Source organism: Stenotrophomonas sp. YJH_SMC_65 (assembly GCF_059369475.1).
This window is the reverse complement of the sequence record NZ_JCAFSR010000002.1, coordinates 545,077-564,104: the sequence shown is the minus strand read 5'-3', so window position 1 is coordinate 564,104 and position 19,028 is coordinate 545,077. Positions and strand designations below refer to the sequence as shown.

At 65.8% G+C, this 19,028-nt stretch carries 16 protein-coding genes and 1 tRNA gene; 2 read left to right on the top strand and 15 right to left on the bottom strand.

The genetic code is table 11. The features are described 5' to 3' along the window. Positions 1-4: 4 nt before the first annotated feature. Positions 5-2,029, bottom strand: a complete 2,025-nt coding sequence (gene uvrB, locus AC5P7A_RS05610) for an excinuclease ABC subunit UvrB (RefSeq protein ID WP_014646599.1) — start codon at positions 2,027-2,029, stop codon at positions 5-7. 128 nt (positions 2,030-2,157) lie between these two features. On the opposite strand from uvrB, the gene AC5P7A_RS05605 reads away from it, so the two are divergent. After that, positions 2,158-2,703, top strand: coding sequence for a GspH/FimT family protein (locus tag AC5P7A_RS05605; RefSeq protein ID WP_495219941.1), 546 nt, complete (start codon positions 2,158-2,160; stop codon positions 2,701-2,703). A gap of 53 nt (positions 2,704-2,756) precedes the next feature. Here AC5P7A_RS05605 and AC5P7A_RS05600 read toward each other — a convergent pair. From AC5P7A_RS05600 to grxD, 11 genes are all read right to left on the bottom strand, one after another. Further along, positions 2,757-2,833: transfer RNA gene (locus tag AC5P7A_RS05600), tRNA-Asn, on the bottom strand. Positions 2,834-2,880: 47 nt separating this feature from the next. Continuing rightward, a complete protein-coding gene (locus AC5P7A_RS05595; protein ID WP_014646597.1) occupies positions 2,881-3,288 on the bottom strand; it encodes a type IV pilin protein in 408 nt (135 codons plus the stop codon). Positions 3,289-3,311: 23 nt separating this feature from the next. Further along, positions 3,312-7,079: a pilus assembly protein gene (locus AC5P7A_RS05590; protein ID WP_049407951.1), complete on the bottom strand. Its 3,768-nt coding sequence runs from the start codon at positions 7,077-7,079 to the stop codon at positions 3,312-3,314. A gap of 13 nt (positions 7,080-7,092) precedes the next feature. Beyond that, on the bottom strand, positions 7,093-7,614 hold the full coding sequence (locus AC5P7A_RS05585; protein ID WP_046429812.1) for a pilus assembly PilX family protein: 522 nt from the start codon (positions 7,612-7,614) through the stop codon (positions 7,093-7,095). A 5-nt stretch (positions 7,615-7,619) separates the two neighbouring features. After that, positions 7,620-8,777 carry a PilW family protein gene (locus tag AC5P7A_RS05580; RefSeq protein WP_046429811.1) on the bottom strand — a complete coding sequence of 386 codons (1,158 nt, stop codon included), beginning with the start codon at positions 8,775-8,777 and terminating at the stop codon, positions 7,620-7,622. Positions 8,778-8,785: 8 nt separating this feature from the next. Further along, positions 8,786-9,283 (bottom strand): type IV pilus modification protein PilV, encoded by a 498-nt coding sequence (gene pilV, locus AC5P7A_RS05575; protein ID WP_046429810.1) that lies wholly within the window; start codon positions 9,281-9,283, stop codon positions 8,786-8,788. Next, positions 9,280-9,795: a pilus assembly FimT family protein gene (locus AC5P7A_RS05570; RefSeq protein ID WP_041863227.1), complete on the bottom strand. Its 516-nt coding sequence runs from the start codon at positions 9,793-9,795 to the stop codon at positions 9,280-9,282. Before AC5P7A_RS05570 ends, pilV begins: the two co-directional genes overlap by 4 nt. 161 nt (positions 9,796-9,956) lie before the next feature. Continuing rightward, positions 9,957-11,345: a nucleotide 5'-monophosphate nucleosidase PpnN gene (gene ppnN / locus AC5P7A_RS05565; RefSeq protein ID WP_075075696.1), complete on the bottom strand. Its 1,389-nt coding sequence runs from the start codon at positions 11,343-11,345 to the stop codon at positions 9,957-9,959. A gap of 253 nt (positions 11,346-11,598) precedes the next feature. Continuing rightward, complete coding sequence (locus AC5P7A_RS05560; protein ID WP_229653743.1) at positions 11,599-14,805, bottom strand: TonB-dependent receptor; 3,207 nt, start codon at positions 14,803-14,805, stop codon at positions 11,599-11,601. Positions 14,806-15,038: 233 nt separating this feature from the next. Then, a complete protein-coding gene (locus tag AC5P7A_RS05555; RefSeq protein ID WP_111205954.1) occupies positions 15,039-15,815 on the bottom strand; it encodes an SDR family NAD(P)-dependent oxidoreductase in 777 nt (258 codons plus the stop codon). Then, positions 15,812-16,132 carry a Grx4 family monothiol glutaredoxin gene (grxD, locus tag AC5P7A_RS05550; RefSeq protein ID WP_111205953.1) on the bottom strand — a complete coding sequence of 107 codons (321 nt, stop codon included), beginning with the start codon at positions 16,130-16,132 and terminating at the stop codon, positions 15,812-15,814. Before grxD ends, AC5P7A_RS05555 begins: the two co-directional genes overlap by 4 nt. A gap of 120 nt (positions 16,133-16,252) precedes the next feature. Here grxD and AC5P7A_RS05545 point away from each other — a divergent pair, with 120 nt between their 5' ends. Continuing rightward, positions 16,253-16,831 carry a superoxide dismutase gene (locus tag AC5P7A_RS05545; protein ID WP_111205952.1) on the top strand — a complete coding sequence of 193 codons (579 nt, stop codon included), beginning with the start codon at positions 16,253-16,255 and terminating at the stop codon, positions 16,829-16,831. 75 nt (positions 16,832-16,906) lie between these two features. Here the strand turns inward: AC5P7A_RS05545 and AC5P7A_RS05540 are convergent, their stop codons facing one another. The 3 genes from AC5P7A_RS05540 to purE all read right to left on the bottom strand — a co-directional run bounded on the left by AC5P7A_RS05540 (position 16,907) and on the right by purE (position 19,022). Further along, positions 16,907-17,248: a carboxymuconolactone decarboxylase family protein gene (locus tag AC5P7A_RS05540; protein ID WP_004152082.1), complete on the bottom strand. Its 342-nt coding sequence runs from the start codon at positions 17,246-17,248 to the stop codon at positions 16,907-16,909. 125 nt (positions 17,249-17,373) lie between these two features. Continuing rightward, positions 17,374-18,522: a 5-(carboxyamino)imidazole ribonucleotide synthase gene (locus tag AC5P7A_RS05535; protein WP_329768054.1), complete on the bottom strand. Its 1,149-nt coding sequence runs from the start codon at positions 18,520-18,522 to the stop codon at positions 17,374-17,376. Then, positions 18,519-19,022, bottom strand: coding sequence for a 5-(carboxyamino)imidazole ribonucleotide mutase (gene purE, locus AC5P7A_RS05530; RefSeq protein ID WP_005412808.1), 504 nt, complete (start codon positions 19,020-19,022; stop codon positions 18,519-18,521). The genes AC5P7A_RS05535 and purE overlap by 4 nt, the downstream gene beginning before the upstream one ends. Positions 19,023-19,028 lie beyond the last annotated feature (6 nt).

Here is a 19,028-nt window from a genome sequence, read left to right as displayed (position 1 = left end):
GCGTTCAGCCCAGGCTGGCTTCCTTCAGCTGGCGGATCTGGTCACGCACGCGCGCGGCATCCTCGAATTCCAGATCCTTGGCGTGCTGGTACATCTGCTGTTCCAGCGCCTTGAGACGGACAGCCAGCTGCGCCGGCGACAGCGAACGATAGTCGGTCGCCTCTTCGGCCACGCCCGCCCGGCCCTTGCCCTTGCCCTTCTTGGCTTCCTTCTCCGCGGCATCCGAACGCGCGCCCTCGAGGACGTCGACGATCGGGCGCGCCACCGAACGCGGCACGATGCCATGTTCTTCGTTGTACTCGACCTGCTTGGCGCGGCGGCGGTCGGTTTCATCGATCGCCGCCTGCATCGAACGGGTGATCCGGTCGGCATACAGGATCGCCTTGCCGCGCACGTTGCGGGCGGCGCGGCCGATGGTCTGGATCAGCGAGCCGGTGGAGCGCAGGAAACCCTCCTTGTCGGCATCGAGGATCGCCACCAGCGATACCTCGGGCATGTCCAGGCCTTCGCGCAGCAGGTTGATGCCGACCAGAACGTCGAACTTGCCCAGGCGCAGGTCGCGGATGATCTCCACACGCTCGACCGTGTCCACGTCCGAGTGCAGGTAACGCACGCGGATGCCATGCTCGGTGAGGTATTCAGTGAGGTTTTCAGCCATGCGCTTGGTCAGCGTGGTGACCAGCACGCGGTCGCCCGCCTTGATGCGCGCGTTGGCCTCGCTCATCAGGTCGTCGACCTGGGTACCCACCGGCCGGATCTCCACCACCGGGTCGATCAGGCCGGTCGGGCGCACCACCAGTTCGGTGATCTCGTCTCCGGCCTCGCGGTATTCATACGGACCCGGCGTGGCCGACACGTAGATGCTGCGCGGGCAACGCTCCTCCCATTCCTCGAAACGCAGCGGACGATTGTCCAGCGCGGACGGCAGGCGGAAGCCGAACTCGACCAGGGTTTCCTTGCGCGAGCGATCGCCCTTGAACATGGCGCCGATCTGCGGAATGGTCACATGCGATTCGTCGATGACCAGCAGCGCATCGGCCGGCAGGTAGTCGAACAGGGTCGGCGGCGGCTCGCCGGCGGCCTTGCCGGTCAGGTGCCGGGAGTAGTTCTCGATGCCGTTGCAGTAACCGACCTCGGCCATCATCTCCAGGTCGAACTGGGTGCGCTGCGCCAAACGCTGCGCCTCCACCAGCTTGTTCTGCGCGTACAGCTGCTCCAGCCGCTCCTTCAGCTCCACCTTGATCGTCTCGATCGCCGCCAGCACGCGTTCGCGCGTGGTCGCATAGTGGGTCTTCGGATACACGGTGAAGCGCTGCATGTTGCGCAGCGTCTCGCCGGTCAGCGGATCGAACAGGGTGATCTTCTCGACCTCGCCATCGAACAGCTCGAGGCGCAGCGCTTCACTGTCCGACTCGGCCGGGAACACGTCGATCACTTCGCCGCGCACGCGGAAGGTGCCGCGCTGCAGTTCGTACTCATTGCGCGTGTACTGCAGCTGGGTCAGGTGGTTGATCAGGTCGCGCTGGTCGATGCGCTCGCCCTTGGACAGGATCAGGCGCAGCGACAGGTAGTCTTCCGGCGCGCCCAGGCCATAGATCGCCGACACCGTCGCCACCACGATCGCGTCCGGGCGCGACAGCAGGGTCTTGGTCGCGGCCAGCCGCATCTGCTCGATATGTTCATTGATCGAACTGTCCTTCTCGATGAAGGTGTCCGACGACGGCACGTAGGCTTCCGGCTGGTAGTAGTCGTAATAGCTGACGAAATACTCCACCGCGTTGTGCGGGAAGAACGCCTTGAATTCGCCATACAGCTGCGCCGCCAGCGTCTTGTTCGGCGCCATGATCAGCGTCGGCTTCTGAATGTTCTGGATGACGTTGGCGATGGTGTAGGTCTTGCCCGAGCCGGTCACGCCCAGCAGGGTCTGCTTGGCGATGCCGGCCTCGAAGTTGCTGGTCAGCTTCGCGATGGCATCGGGCTGGTCGCCCGCCGGCGAATACGGCGAGACAAGTTCAAAACTGTCGCTCATGGTGTTGCCAGTTCCCGGGAAGGATGAGTATACGGGGCTAGGGGTGACGGCTGGCTGAGGGGTGGCCGGGCAGCCCGCCACGGGGATTCCCGATGGCGGCCGCGCAGCCGGGCGCGGAGGCTGGATGCATGCACCCGACCAATGCCCCCTGCCCCCTCGGCCCCCGCTCTGCGCGGGGCGTGCACCTGACCGAACTGCTGGTGGTCATCGCCGTGCTGGCGCTGCTGCTGGCGGCGTCCTGGCCGGCGCTGCAGCCTTTGCTGCTGCGGCAACGCGCCGATGCACTACAACTGACCCTGCACGCCAGCCTGGCCGGCGCGCGCAGCGAGGCATTGCGCAGACGCGAGCTGATCGGCCTCTGCGCCAGTATCGACGGCCTGCACTGCAGCGACGACTGGAGCGCCGGCTGGATCATCTACCGCAGTGGCGACCAGCGCGGGGAGCCAACGTCGCCGGAGGCGATCCTGAACCATCACACCGGGTGCTCGGACATATCGATCCTTGCCCAGGCCAGCAGCGGGCGACCCCAGCTGTTCTTCCAGGCAGACGGACGCAGCCCAGGGGCCAACCTGACCCTGCGCATCTGCGCGGGCAACCGGCTGCACGGTGCGTTGATCGTCAACAATGGCGGCCGCGTGCGAAGTGAGCGCGTGAACCGCGATACACCCTGCTGAATGCTTGCGCAGAAAAAGCAAAAGCCGCGATTTCTCGCGGCTTTTGCAGTATCTGGCGCCCGAAGTTGGACTCGAACCAACGACCCCCTGATTAACAGTCAAGTGCTCTAACCGGCTGAGCTATTCGGGCGGGGAGGCGCATTGTACTGGTCGATTACAGGAAGATCAACACCTGTTTCACCAGCAGCTGGCAACGCCACCGTCGGCCGTCTTGCGGTTGGCCTGGTCCACGCTCATCGTGCCGCAGCTGTCCTTGGCCTGCGTGCCCTGCGGGGTGGCGGTGATGGTGAAGCTGGTGCCATCCCCCTTGTAGTCCAGGTTGTAGCGCACGGTACCGCCATCACGGGGCGACACCTTGGTCGGCAGCGCGTAGCCGGTGTAGGAGTTGTTGCTGGTGTGGTAGCGCTCGGCGCGCTGTGCGTACTCAGCTAGGTCCGCCTTCACCACGGCACGATGCGATCGGCGCACGTATTCCTGATAGGACGGAATGGCGATCGCCGCCAGGATGCCGATGACGATCACCACGATCATCAATTCGATCAGCGTAAAGCCAGCCGCGCGGCGAGGCATGTGAGTGTGCAGCATGAGCGTGGATCCTCGCACTGGGGTTACTGGAGCTGGCGCCAGGACTGGCGACCGCAAGGGTAAGGCAGATACAGCGACTGGCTGCCCGCCGCGCCGACGGCCATCCAGCAGGAGCTGCCTCCGGGCGGCGCCTTGTTGTCCGTCGGACGCGGCAGCACCGACAGCGAAACGTCACGGACCGGCGCAGTTCCTCCGGTCTTCAACGCGATGGCGGCGGTCGCTGCCCCGGGCCGGCTGCCGGTCGGCGAGCCATAGCGCACGTTCTCCAACATCGGCAAGCCGCTGATCGACGACAGCCCGAACAGCCAGTTCGAACCGCTGGTCGAACAGCCTACCGACTGCATGTTGGGCACGTAGGTCGGCATGAAGACGATGCCACTGACCAGGATCGGGTTGCCCACCGCACGCTCGCCATTGCCGGCAGGCAGCTGGATCATCCAGCCCCGGGCATTTGCCGGGGCCGTCCCCGCCGTGATCTTGCGTTCATCAACGCCTGCAGTGGCGGCCGCGGCCGTGTACGGGACCAGGTTGGCAGCGGTCACCGTCGAGGTCACCGTCTTCCCCGACAGATCGTTCACGGCGTACAGCGCCTGCTGCGCCTTGTCATCCTTGTCGCTGGTGAAGGAGAAGCTGCCGGTGCCGAAATAGAGCATCACGCCGCCCGAAGGACCGGTGGCAGCAGTCATGCCACCGGTGATCGGCTGGCGGTAGGTCTTGGTGGAGGAGTCCTGGGCAACCTGGCTGGTGAACATCGGCACGGTCAGCGTGGTGTTCGCACTGCTGGTCAGGTCGAACTTCCACACGGCGCCACGCTGATCGGCGGCATAGACGGTGTCGGCCAGTCCATCACGGCCGCGCGCATCCTGGTTGGTACCGGTCCAGCGATCGACAACCACAACATTGCCCAGTCCGTTACTCCCGGAGATGCCGGCGCCTGACGTACCCTCGACGGCTTCGATCATCCGGATGTCGCCACTGGCCATGTCGACCACGAACAGCACCGCCTTGCCATTGGCGCTGCCGTACCCATTGCCGAAGATCGCCTTCCAGGCGACGCCGGTGCCGCTCTTCACCGGCACGATCACCGGCTTGCCCAGCACGAATCCGATGTTGTTGCGCACCTCGTCCCTCAGCGACGCGTTGATGTCGCTGATTTCCCACAGCACGTTGCCGGTGCCGAAGCTGCCCGGCGTGGTGACGTCCAGCGCGAACACCGAACGGCCACCTGCACCCGTGGTGCCCACCAGGCTGGTCTGCCACGCGGTGCCGTTGTAGGTATCGGCCACGGCAATCGGGCCATCGACGTAATAGCGGTGGCGGAAGGTCTGGTCGGCCGTATCGGACTTGTAGGGGAACAGCAGGTTGGCCATGTGCCCCAGCGCGGTGGCCGGGATGTAGGCAAAGCTCTCCGTGCCGCCGGTGCCGTCCTGCTTGGCATCGGCCTTCATGCCGCCATCGAAGGCGTGCAGCATGCCGTCATTGGCACCGACATAGACCATGTACCGCTGGGACTTGGCCTTGGTCGCCAGGTAGTCGGTGTAGCTCTTGGCGTAGGTGCCGCCGAGCTGGCGGTACCCGTAGTCGTCCAGCGGCGAGCTGACCACCGGCGCCGAATTGACGATGTCACCCAGCGGCGTGGTCCGGTCACGATACTTGCCGCCGTTGCGGACCTCGGTGGAGCTGTCGGCACTGAGATAGTTGATGGCACTGGCCAGATCGGCCTTGATCGTCGTCAGCTTGTCGGTGGAGCAGACCAGCATCGACGCGTACTTGCCGTCGGGTTTGCTGCACAGATCCTGCAGGCTGATACGGGCACTGTTGAAGTCCACCGGCGAACCCAGCTTGTTGGCCACGATCCGGCGGCCGGACGACGTCAGGCGGCTGGAGGCTTCCCACACCTCGGTGAGCTCCGCGACCTGGTCGGCGTTGACCTTGACGCTGGCCGCAGTCAGCTTGCTCGACCAGTCGGTGCCGCTGTTGGTGATGTCATAGCGTGGGGTGACCGCCAGTGAGCCGGTGCCGATGCGCGCACCACTGATACCGATCGTGCCTGAAGGCGACGCACCACCACTGATCGAGGACAGCACCCGACGCATGGCCTCGGTGACGTCCGCCGGGGTCTGCGCGTTGATGAATTCGCCACGGCTGTTGACGGCCGCATGCCACAGCTCATCGATGACGGTACCGTCATCGACGTCCAGCGGATTGCCATTGCCGGCCCAGTTCGGCGCCGTCTTGTACGGATCGGCGGTTGCGGCCTGGTTGACGCCGTAGATCTTGCCCTGCGCGCCCAGGGTCACGCCGTAGAAGTTCATGTGCAGGTCGGTCTGGCAGTCCAGGCGCTTCCAGTCCGGGCTGCTCTTGTCCAGGGAGCTGCACTTGTCACTGACCGGCACCTGCCCCGCCGGGAAGCTGGTCCCGGTGCGCAGGGGGGTCCGGGCGCCTGCATAAGCCGCCGCGGCGATGTCGGCGATGGTATTGCTGTAGCCGTCGGAGAACGGAATGGACGGCAGGTGGGTCGAGTTCACCGAGTCGGCGTCACCGAAGGACGCGCTCGGTGCATTGCCGGAGTTGGTGTAGCCATCGGTGAACAGCATGCCGCCATTACGCTGGCAGGCCAGCTGCACGGGGGCATCGGCGTCGGTACGACGGAACTGGTCGACCAGATACTCCACCGCGCGACGGTTGGGCGTGCCGCCGTTGGCCGTCAGCGCATAAATCTGCTTGTAGAGGTCAGCTCGGTTGGTGACCATGTCATACATGGTCGCGTTGCTGAGCTTGTTGATGGTGAAGTAGCCCACCCGCATCGTATCCACGCTCACCAGGGCGGCGGTCGACGAACCGACGATGGCCAGCACGCGGTTGCGGTGATACTGGAACCAGTTGGCGAAATTCTGGATCGCGGCGTTGTAGGCGGCCGGACTCGAGTAATTGCCCGGCTTGATCTGGTAGCGACGCAGGTTGCAGCCCGGACCACAGGCACCGGTAATCACCGGGCGACTGGCGTCGTCGGTCTTGTATCCGTCCGGTGCAGGCGCTGCAGCCGGCAAGTAGAAGGTCGCCGGAAAATAACTGATGGAGTATGTGGTATTGCCGGTGTTGCTGATCGCGGCGGTCTTCCATCCACCATCCCACCAGCTGTCGACATAGTATTCATTGCCGGTACCGGAAAGGTCGGGAATCCGCATACCGTTGACGAACTGGAACTTTTCCGACGTGTCGGCCCGATTGACGGTCATGTTGTACACGGCGTTGTAGCCGCGCTGGCCGGACCGGGGATCGGCGCGGGTCTGGGTGATGGAGGCATCTGCCCACAGCGTGCCATCGGCATTGGTCCACGGCCGATAGGTCACTGCCGGGTTGAAGTAACTGGCGTTGTAGACATGCGAACGCGCGAAGCCGTAGATATCCAGCGGCGGAATGGCGCGGCCTGGCGAGTATTCCTTGTTGAACTCCGCGTGCGGATACAGGTAGAGGTAACAGTCCACCGAGTTGCTGGCGCACGCCGAGCCCACGCTGAAGAAGCTTCCATCGTTGTTGAAGAAGCTGTTGGTGTTGCTGTTCCAGCGCATGCGGCCGTCACCACCGGGGAACATGCGTTCGAAGTTCATCGAACCCGAATCGTCCACCGCCATGATGAACGCCGGTGTCGCGCGCGTCTGCACGTTCATCGGCTCCTGTGCCAGCACGCCCTGCGCCTGTGCGGCAAACAAGGTATGCGCCAGATAGCCGCCAGCGGCCAAGACGGCAAGGCCAACGCCTGCCAGGATCCTGCGGTTGCGAGTGTTCATGGGCTCCCCACCCTCACAGCTTGAATACGGTATCGATCGCCGCACGCGACGTCGCATCACTGGTGGTATCACCGGCATAGGTCGTGATCTGGTAGACCGGCGTCGGCTTCTCCACCGACTTGCCCATGTCCAGCGCACCCTCCCCCTGGATGCAGCCCTGGATCTCACGGACATAGATGGCCGGCTTGCTGCCCAGCTTGGTTTTCGCGACCCAGGCCGAGGGGTCGAAGCCGTCATCGCACTGCTGGTTGATGTCGGAGGAGGCCACGGCCGGATTGGCGCCGGCATCCTTGCGGTTGGCGATGTTCTCCACGGCGTTCTCGGCGCTGCGTGCCGCGCCTTCCGCGTTCTGGAGCGCCATGTTGGTCGCCCGGTAGCCGGCCGCCATGCGTTCCTGCATGCCGGCCACCTGCATGCCGATCACGCCCAGCAGGGCCAGCAGCACCAGCATGATCAGCGCGACATAGAGAACGGCACCCTGCTGTCGTGCCTGGGCAACGAAGGGACGGCGTCGGGAGGAAGGATGAGTGCGCATGGTCGTCAGTTCCCGAACAAGCGGTTGCGCAGCGCAACGGACGCTTCATAGGCGCCACGATGGCGCTGGTCGTAAGGATCGGCCGGGGCAAAGCCCACCCCGAGGATGGCCGGATACGTGGCCGCACTGCCCGGCGCTTCGGCCGACGCACGCTGCGGACTGCGCGCCAGCAGGCCGACCTGCACCATGCCGACGCGGCGCCACTGCCCTGCGGCGGTGGCATCGGTACCGGTACTGACCGCACTGGCCACGCGCTGGTCGACGATGCGACCGGTCGGCGGCGTGGGCAGGGCGATATCCGGGGTGGCATCCAGTCCGTACAGGAACTGCATGTTCTCGATGCCTTCCACCAGCTCCTCGCCATCGGCGTAGCCGCCGGCGCCATTCGCGCGTGCCCGGTAAAGCGCCGGCTCGCCATTGGGATTGGTCGCGATGTAGTACGCCATGCCATCGGCGCGATACAGCATGGTCATCGCGTTGTTGATCGAATAGTTGCTCAGGTCGACCTTGTCCACCTTCAAGGTCGAACCGCTGATGGTGGCGGGGAAGACGTCGGCACGGGTGCAGTCGGCTATGCCGAAGACCGTCGGCGTACCTGCGGCGTTGGCCTTCAGTCGGGCCATGCCATCACTGGAGACGGTCAGCGTGGTCGCACCCGCGGCCACGGAGATGCCGGTCACCACGGCCCCTTCCGGACTCATCAGGCGCAGCACAAGGATGTCGCTGCCAGGCAACGGCGCCGGCTTGAGGTTGGTGATGCTCTTCGGTACCGACTGCGCCGCGCTCCACGCACGGCCCAGCGTCAGCGTGGCGCCCGGCGCCGTACCTGCTGCCTCATACCCCTGCACCGGAACCGAGAAATCCTGCGGGTCGCCACTGCCCGAGCTGATGCCCAGGTGATAGCCGATATCGCCGGTGTTCTTGACCACGTGGGCCTGGTCGTTGACGCAGCCGAAGTGGCCGGCCATGCGCAGGTCACGCTGCAGGAAATCCAGCGCGAAGCGCGCGTTCTCCTGGGTACGGGCCGCGCCTTCGGACAGCCGCGACGCCGCACGCGAGGCGATGAAGATCTGGGTGACGCCCAGCATCAGGACCAGGCCGATGACCATGGCAATCATCAGTTCGATCAGCGACAGGCCTCGGGCTCGCGAAATTGGACTCATGGGCGCGTTCACAGGAAGGTCGTCAGGCCGAACGTGGTAAGGCTGTCGGGATCCTTCGGATCCCAGCGCTGGTCACCCCAGCTGATGGCCACGGTGACCTGGCCGGTGCTCTGCACGAAGGTCACCTGCGCGCTGGCCTTCTCGCCCAGCGTGCGCGCGACCTCGCACTGCCAGCGCGCCACGTTCGTCTTCGGCGTCACGGCAGCGCCGGTCGGCCAGGCGCAGACGCCGCTGGGCTTCACCGAGCCGGCCGAGAACGAGGCCGAGGAGTAGGCGCCACCGGCCAGGGTATCGGTGCGCTGGGCGCGCATCAGTTCGATCAGGTCGTTGGCCAGGTTGGTCGCCTGGGTGCGGTAGTTTGCGCTCTGCACGAAGCGGACGTTGGTGGTCTGCAGCAAGGCAAAGCCCAGCAGCCCGAACGCCAGGATCAGCACCGCCACCATCACTTCGATCAGGCTGAAGCCACCCTGCGACGAGCGCGGGCGGGCCAGGTTGCGGCGGCTCATGAGCAGGCTCCCTTGGTCACCCGGACCTGGCCGGATTGGTTGATCGTCAACGTGCTTTTCGATTCACCGGCCTTGCACGCATCCGGCGACAGCACCAGGGTCTGATCAGCGACCGCCCTGCGCCGGCCGCGCCCGTCGAAGGCGATAACCGCGCCCGGTGGGCCGACTACGCTCAGCTGCGGATTGCCCTGAGAAAAGCGCAGCGCGACGTCATTGCTGCCCATCTGGCCGTCGCCATCCAGGTCCGACCAGGCCAGTACACCCTTGGACCAGTCGCCATCACAGGCCTTGCCATCGGCGCTGCCACAGACACCGCCACCGTTGCTGTTGCGGATGCCTTCGCTGCGGGCCAGGTTGGCCAGCGCGATCAGTTCATTGTTGGCGGTCGCCAGCCGGTTCGAGCGGATCATCCCGCGGAAGCTCGGATAGGCGATCGACGCCAGGATCACGAAGACGGCCAGCGTGACCATCAGTTCAACCAGCGTGAAACCGTTTTGCCGGCGCAAAGACATTGGACGCTCCCCAGCGTGTTGGTGGCCACGATGGGCCATCGCCCCGCCACCGGCAAGCGGCGGCAGGATGAACGGTCAATCCGGGGCGACGGGCGTCAAAGGCTTGACGACCCGCCCTCCCCTGCCAGTGCCGGCGCGATCCCCATCGCGCCGGCCCGGGTTCAGGCCAGCACCTGGTAGCAGGGCTGGTATTCGCCGGAGATCTTCATCCGGCGCTGCTCGACGAAGGCGCGCAGCAGCGCATCCAGCGCCTGCATCATGTCCGGGTCCCCGTGGATCTGGAACGGCCCGAACTGCTCGATGCGGCGCATGCCGTCCTCCTTCACGTTGCCGGCGACGATGCCCGAGAACGCCCGGCGCAGGTCGGCCGCCAGCGCGTGCGGCGCACGCCCGTGGTGCAGGTCCAGCGCGGCCATCGCCTCGTGGGTCGGCACGAACGGCTGCTGGTACTCCCACGGGATCTCGATCGACCAGTTGAAGAAGAACGAGTCCTTCTGCGCCAGGCGGTGCTCGCGCACGCGCTTGATGCCGTTGGCCATCTTCTTGGCCACCGCGACCGGGTCACCGATGATGATCTCGTAGCGCTCGGCAGCCTCATCACCCAGGGTCAGGCGGATGAAGCGGTCGATCTGCTCGAAGTACGGCGCCGCCACGGTCGGGCCTGTAAGGATCAGCGGGAACGGCAGGTCCCTGTTCTCCTCGCGCAGCAGGATGCCGAGCAGGTACAGGATCTCTTCGGCAGTGCCGACGCCACCGGCGAACACGATGATGCCGTGGCCGATGCGGACGAAGGCCTCAAGGCGCTTCTCGATGTCCGGCATGATCACCAGGTGGTTGACGATCGGGTTCGGCGACTCGGCCGCGATGATGCCCGGCTCGGTGAGGCCGATGTAGCGCGTGACGGTGCGGCGCTGCTTGGCATGGGCAATGGTCGCACCCTTCATCGGGCCCTTCATCGCGCCCGGACCGCAGCCGGTGCAGATGTCCAGGCCGCGCAGGCCCAGCTCGTAACCCACCTGCTTGGTGTACAGGTACTCGTCGCGCGAGATCGAATGGCCGCCCCAGCACACCACCAGGTTCGGATCGCCCGGGTTGAGGATGCGCGCATTGCGCAGCAGGCCGAACACCGCGTTGGTGATGCCCTCGGACGACTCCAGCTCGGCCGCGTAGGCCGGGCCCATCTCGATGGCCATGTAGGCCAGGTCGCGCACGACGGCGAACAGCAGTTCGGCGACACCGCGGATGATCTCGCCGTCGACGAAGGCCATCGCCGGTGCGTTGACCAGGTCGATGCGCACGCCGCGATCCTGCTGCGCCACCTGGATGTCGAAATCAGGGTAGAGGTCGCGCGCCGCGCGCGGATCGTCCGAAGCGCTGCCGCTGGTCAGCACAGCCAGCGCGCAGCGGCGCAGCAGCTCATGCATGCCGCCGGCGGAGGCATCGCGCAGGCGTGCGACCTCGGCGCGCGACAGCACATCCAGCCCACCGCGCGGGTAGATCCGCGCATCCTGCACCGGCAGTGCACGGGCTGATTTTTCGTTCGTGGTCATATCCAATTTTTCGCTTCCTTCAAGGTTTCCGACTGTACTGCCGCCCCCTTAAAAAGCAAAACGGCCGGGAAGCCCGACCGTTGGATGTGTGCTGCCCGCGTTCGCCTGTCCGGGACCGCCTGGGCGGCGTTGACGCCGCGCACATTTCCAGATGCTACGCCGTTGCCCAGCGCCCCGCAAGGACTTTCGCCTGAACGGGAAACGGCCGGGTTTCCCCGGCCGTTTCCGTTTACAGCAGCGCTACGTCAGTGCATCAGAACTGGTAGCGGAAGCCCAGCTGCAGCGACCACTGCGAGACACCGACGTCGAAGCCGTCTGCGTCGTTGTTGGCCACCGTCGGCAGGTCAGCACCGCGGAAGTTGTAGACGTACTTGCCGTCCTTCATGCCCTGCAGGGTAGCCACACGCGCATCGGCGAAGAAGCCGTAGTCGTAGATGTTGCCCCACTTCTTGTTGAGCATGTTGCCGACGTTCTGGATGTCCAGCCACACTTCCGACTTGTGACCCTTCATGAAGCCCGGCAGCTGCTGGCTGATGCGGATATCGAAGGTGTTGATCCAGCCGGTACGGAACTGGTTCGCCGGAGCGTAGCCACCTGCGTACTTGGCCAGCTGCGGGTTGGCGGCCAGCCATGCGTAGAACGACTTCTCCATTTCCGCATCCGGGGTGAAGGTGCTGCCCGCCAGATTGCCGAACAGAACCTCGCCCGGGTTCGGCACGTAGAACAGGTCATTCGCGGAGCGGCCGTCGCCGTTGGCATCGTTCGAGTACACGTAGCTGTACGGACGGCCGCTACGGCCCTCATACACCAGACCGACCTTGGTTTCGTAGTCGCCGAAGAACTTGTGCTTCCAGTTCAGCGAGCCCGACAGGCGGTCACGGATCTGGTAGCGCGAGGTGTTCTCGGTTTCGCTGTTGGCGTTGAAGGCGTACTGGTAGTTCCAACCCGAGCTTGCGGTGGAGCTGGTCAGCGAGCCCACTTCGGTCGCGTCGGTGTAGGTGTAACCGATGTTCCAGGACCAGTCACTGGCGTCCGACCACGGCTTGCTCAGCGACACGGTGAACTGCGAGGTGCGGCCCTTGTCGGTGTTGGCGATTTCGTAGACGGCGTCGTAGCCGCGGTTCCGCCCGAAGCGGGCATCGTTGTTGGTCCACAGGTTGCCGTTGCGCGACGCAGCGTAATAGAGCTCACGACCGTCCGGACCCAGCTGCTGCACCGGGCCCAGGTTCAGGTTCCTGTAGTACAGGGCATCCTTGACCTTGGTGACCAGCAGCTCTGCCGAAGCCACGATGCCGTACCACGGCGTTTCATGATCGAAGGCCAGGTTGGCCTTGTACACCGACGGCATCTTGAAGTCGCTGCCGACGAAGTTGACGTTCTGACGGTTCGAGCCCGGGGTGGTCGGGACCGGCTGGCTGTCCTTGTTCGGGTTGAACGGCAGCGTGCGATCGTAGGCAGTGTAGGCGTACACCGAATTGTTGAAGCCGGTGGCCGAGTAGCTGTTGCTCAGCCACACCTGCGGCGCATCACCCTGGAACAGGCCCACGCCGCCGCGCAGCTGCGTCGGACGCTCGCTGTCGAAGGTGTAGTTGAAACCGACGCGCGGCTGGATCAGGAACTTGTTGCTCAGCACTTCGCTGTTATCGCGACCGAAGAAGGTCGACGCCGCAGCGTTGTAGGCCGGGGCCGGGCTGGTGTCGGCACGGTCGGCACGCACACCCAGGGTCAGGGTCAGATTGTTGTTGACATACCAGGTGTCCTGCACGAACAGGGCCAGGTTGCTGTACTTGTAGTCAGCCGGAATCGAGCCCGGGGTGCGCTCCGGATTGTAGTTGTAGCTGCTCCAGCGGCCAGCGGCGAAGTTGTCCAGGCCGTAGAAGGTGTAGGCACCCCACGAGTTGGCGCCGAAGTAGTTGTAGATGTCGTTGGTGTCGTACGACGCACCGAACTTGACGTCATGGTCACCCAGGGTCCAGGTAGCTGCGGCGTAGTAGTTCCACGCCTTGGTTTCCAGGATGTTGTTCTGCGAGTTGACTTCGGTACCCAGGTACAGCGAGTCACCCGACGGTGCAGCCTCGTTGCCGCCGAAGAAGATGCGGATGCTCGGTGCGTCGGTGGACACGTTGCGGATCGCCGAGTACTCGCGGTACGACGCCTTCAATTCGGTCGAGAAGTTCGGGGTCCAGTCGCTGAACAGCTGGGCGACGTAGCTCTCGTTGGTCTTGTCATGCTGGTACCAGTACGAGCTCAGCGAGGCCGAACTGGTGGCCATGCCGTTGATGCGCAGCTTGCTCTGGTCGATCTTGCTGTAGCGGATGTTGGCACGGTGGTTCTCGCTGATGTTCCAGTCCAGCTTCAGCGCGTACTCTTCCATCTCCGTGTCGCCGTTGCTTTCCAGGCCACCGGCGTTGATGCCGTAGCCCTGCGCGATCTGCTGCGCGCGGGTCACGTCGGCCAGGGTGAACTGCGGGTTGGCCTTGCCCAGCGCGGTGCCGCTCAGGTCGGCGCCCGGGGCGGCCTGCTTGAACTTTTCGTAGTTGGCGAAGAAGAACAGCTTGTCCTTGACGATCGGGCCGCCCAGGGTCATGCCGTAGGTTTCTTCCTTGGTGAAGCCCTTGAACGGCTGGCCTTCCGGGTTGTCGCCGAACCAGTCGCCATCACGGTAGGTGCCGTACACCGAGCCGTGGAATTCATTGGTACCCGACTTGGTCACCGCGTTGACGGTGGCACCGGCGGCGGCAGCGATGCTGACGTCGTAGTTGGACAGGTTGATGTCCAGCGCTTCGATGGCTTCCATCGCGACCGGCTGGCGGCGGGTCGGCATGTTGTTGCCTTCCAGGCCGAAGGTGTCGCTGGCCGAGACGCCGTCGATGTTGATCGAGTTGAAGCGCGGGTTCTGGCCGCCGGCCGAGATCGAGCCCGAGGCGCGATCGATGAAGGTGACGCGCGGATCCAGGCGCATCAGATCCTGGATGTTGCCGCCGACGGACGGCGCAACTTCGATCTGCTGCTGGCTGATGTTGGTGCCCGAGCCCATCTTGGTGGCGCTGAACACTTCCGAGCCGCCGCCGACGGCGGTGACCTGCACGGTGTCCAGATTGGTCGCGCCGGCCAGATCGCCGGTCAGCGTCGCGTTGATGGTGCCGGTCTGGTTCACGCCCAGGTAGACGCCATCTTCGGTCTTGGTGCCTTCACCCGGCTTGGTGATGGTGATGCTGTACGGGCCACCCACGCGCAGGCCGCGTGCGTTGTAGCGACCGGCCGCATCGGTGGTAGCACGCGAAACCGTGCCCGACTCGGTGTGGGTGATGGTGACTTCAGCACCAGCGACGGGCTGGCCGCCGCGGGTCACGACCTGGCCACCGACACCAGCGGAGGTGCTCTGGGCGAAGGCGGGAGCGGCAGCAAGTGCAGCCACGAGACCAAGGGTAAGCTTGGACATCCGGAGTGGGTGGGTCATTTTTCGGTAGCCTCGATGCGAGTTGGCGATGGCGGAAAAAAAAGCGCATCCAAACAGCCCTGCGGGTGGCTGGTCGGAGAGTTATCTGGGGTTCCCTACCGCTTGGCTGAAGGCAGCCATAACGGTTAACACTAGATTAACACGCTACGCCATCAATGTGACGGTTGTGCGACAAACGGCACCGGTTCGCAACGCAATCGTGACGGGTTCTTCACTCCGCCTTTCCCCGGGGCTCACTCGCGGGGAACTGCCTCGCTGGCATCGAGAATCGTCCCCCGCCAGGCATGGCCGGCCCGGGACAACAGGGTGACGGCCGCAGCGGCGGCCGCTTCGGGCCCTTGCGCGGCCGGGTCCTGGTCGACGGAATAGGCGCGGGCGCGCAGGGCCGTGCGCAGGGGCCCCGGGTACAGGCCACTGACCCGGACCGGGCTGCGGCCCAGCTCATCGTGCAGGCTCGCGATCAGGCCACGCAGGCCGTGCTGGGCCACGCCATACCCGCCCCAGTAGGCCTGCCCCACCCGTTCGGGGGCATCGACCGCGAACACCAGGGCAGCATCCTCGCGCTGCCGCAGCAGCGGCAGGCAGGCCTGGGCCAGCCAGGCCGGGGCGGTCAGGGTGACATGGACCGCACGGGCGAAACTGGCCGGGTCGGCCAGCTCGAACGGGGTCAGGCCGGGGAAATGCGCGGCGCAGACCAGCAGGCCATCCAGCCGCCCCAGCTCACGCTGCAGGGCCTGGGCCAGTTCGGCATAGTCATCGGGGCCGGCACCCTCCAGGTCCATCGGGTACAGCAGGGGTTCCGGGCCGACCGCCTGGACCTGGGCATAGACCCGGTCCAGCCGGCGCGGCTTGCGCCCCAGCAGGACCACGGTAGCCCCGGCCGCCGCAGCGGCAATCGCCGCCGCACTACCCAGCCCGCCGCCGGCACCGGCAACCAGCACCACGCGGTCCTGCAGCGGGCGGCCATCGAGCGCCCCGTCAGTCGGTGACGTCGACGGCCAGGCACTCATCCCTGGGTCGCCTCTTCGACGATGCGCTTGAGCTCGCCGGATTCAAACAGTTCCATGACGATGTCGCAGCCGCCGATCAACTCGCCGTTGATGAACAGCTGCGGGAAGGTCGGCAGGTTGGAGAAGCGCGGCAGGTTGGCGCGGATCTCCGGTTCTTCGAGCACGTTGACGGTGCGCAGGCTGACGGCGCCGGCAGCCATCAACGCCTGCACGGCGCGGCTGGAAAAGCCGCACATCGGGTACTGCGGGGTACCCTTCATGAACAGCACGAGCGGGTAACGATCGACCTCGGCCTGGATTTGCTGCATTACCGCCACAACCACACTCCTTGCTTCGCCGGACAACCCGACCGTGATGGTCGGCTAGACTGCCCACGGTAGCCGCCATTGTAAGCGGATGGAACAGGCTGCCGTCGTCCCCTGGCCACGAACCTGCACATGCCCGTCGAATTGCCCGCCCTGCCCTACCTCTCCGGCTCCCTGCAGCCCCACCTGTCCGCGCAGACCGTGGAACTGCATCACGGCCGCCACCACCGCGACTATGTCGACGCGGTCAACGCCGGCACCCTCGGCACCGAGTGGGAGGAGGCGTCGCTGGAAGAGATCGTGCGCCATGCCCAGGGCACGCTGTTCGATGCGGCCGCCCAGGCCTGGAACCACGGTTTCTACTGGCAGTGCCTGCGCCCGCGCGGCGGCGGCGAACCGCAGGGCCGGCTGGGCGAACTGGTCAAGCGCCAGTTCGGTGACGCGCAGCGCCTGCGCGAGGAATTCAACCGCACTGCACTGGGCCTGTTCGGCTCGGGCTGGGTGTGGCTGGTGCAGCACCCGGGGGGCCAGCTGGGCATCCAGGCCACCCGCAACGCCGGCACGCCCCTGACCGGCGACAGCACCCCGCTGCTGTGCTGCGACGTGTGGGAGCACGCGTACTACACCGACTACCAGAATGACCGCGCGCGTTACCTGGACGCGTTCTGGCAGATGGTCAACTGGGAATTCGCCGAGAGCCAGCTGCGCTGACCCCCTGTAGAGCCGAGCCCATGCTCGGCTGGCCGGACAGCAGCCGAGCATGGCCTCGGCTCTACAGATGAAGCTTCATGCGCTCTCGTGCGCGGCCACCGCATCCATCACCCGCGCCGAGTACACCAGCGCGGCGCCGGCGTTGAGCGAGACCGCCACGCCCAGCGCCTCGGCGATTTCCTCGCGGCTGGCGCCATGCTTCAGCGCCGCGTCCACGTGCACGGTGATGCAGCCGTCACAGCGGGTGGTCACCGCCACCGCCAGCGCGATCAACTCCCGGGTCTTGGCATCCAGGTGGTTGGTCTGGGCACCGGCATTGGCCAGGGTGGCGTAGCCCTTGACCGTATCCGGCGAGAGCTTGCCGATCTCGCCGATGCGGCCCTTCAGTTCCTTGCGGTAGGCATTCCAGTCGAGCATGGTCGTGACTCCTGTGAAAGGAGCTCCACGCTACCACCGGGAATGTTGCGCCGATGGCTGCACCGGTGCGCCACACCGTTGCAGCCATACAGGCGTCTGCCGGCAGCACGCCGGCACGCCCGCGTTCAGCGGTTGCGCAGCGCGTGCACCGCCGGTGCCACCTGGGCCTGGCGGTCCAGTTCCAGGCCCACCTGGTCCAACGCGTCGGCCAGTGCTGCGGCATCGTCATCGCGCAATGTGGCATGGCCGACCTTGCGGCCTTCGCGCGACTCCTTGCCATAGTCATGCCAGTGGCCACTGGCCTGGGCCAGCACCGGCAACGGGTCGGGCATCCGGCCCAGCCAATTCAGCATGCAGGCATGGCCGAGCATGCGGGTGCTGCCCAGCGGCAGGCCCAGCACGGCGCGCAGGTGGTTCTCGAACTGCGAGGTCTCGCTGCCTTCGATGGTCCAGTGCCCGGAGTTGTGCACGCGTGGCGCCATCTCGTTGGCCAGCAGCTCGCCATCGCGGCAGAACAGTTCCAGCGCGAACACGCCGACGTACTGCAGGTGTTCGGCGACACAGCGTGCATAGCCGATGGCTGCCTGCTGCTCGGCGGCGGACAGCACGGCCGGGGCCACGCTGGCCGACAGCACACCGTCGACATGCCAGTTGCCGGTGATCGGCCAGGCTTCGAAACTGCCATCGCGGCCACGCACGGCCACCACGCTGACCTCGCGCTGGAAGGCCACGAAGCCCTCCAGGATCAGTCCGGTGCGCTCGACCTGTGCACCCAGCGCATCCCAGGCGGCATCAATGTCGGCTTCGCTGCGCAGGCGGAACTGGCCCTTGCCGTCGTAGCCCAGGCGGCGGGTCTTGAGGATGCACGGCAGGCCGAATTCGGCGGCCTTCGCCGCCAGCTCGTCGCGGCTGCGGATATCAGCGAAGGCCGGCAGCGGGATGCCCAGCTGCTGGAACAGGGTCTTCTCGCTCAACCGGTCCTGGGCCACCGCCAGCGCGGTCGGCGGCGGGTAGACCGGCACGCGGTCGGCCAGGAACTGTGCACTGTCGGCGGGCACATTCTCGAAATCGAAGGTGACCACATCGACCTTGGCAGCGAAGTCCGCCAGCGCCTGGCGGTCGTCGAAGGCACCGACGGTGAGCGGCGCCAGCGGGCCGCTGCAGGCGTCGGCCGCCGGGTCATACAGTTCGAAGCGCAGCCCCAGCGGCGCACCGGCCAGGACCATCATGCGGGCGAGCTGGCCGCCGCCCAGGATGCCGACGGTCAGGCTCATTGGCGCGGATCGTCGTGGGCCATCACGTCTTCGGTCTGGCGTGCACGGAAGGCGTCGAGCGCCTGGCCGATCGCCGGCTGGTCGCTGGCCAGCATCGCGGCGGCGAACAGCGCCGCGTTGGACGCGCCGGCATTGCCGATGGCGAAGGTGGCGACCGGGATACCGGCCGGCATCTGCACGATCGACAGCAGCGAATCCATGCCGTTGAGGGCCTTGGACTGCACCGGCACGCCCAGCACCGGCACGGCGGTCTTGGCGGCGATCATGCCTGGCAGGTGGGCGGCCCCGCCGGCACCGGCGATGATCGCGCGCAGGCCACGCGGGCCCGCCTGCTCGGCGTAACTGAACAACACATCCGGCGTCCGATGCGCGGACACCACCTTCACTTCGAACGGAACACCCAGGGCTTCAAGCTTCTGGGCGGCGTGCTGCATGGTTTCCCAGTCGGAACGGGAACCCATGACGATGCCGACAAGCGGCGCGATCGGGTTGGGGGTCATTGGCCG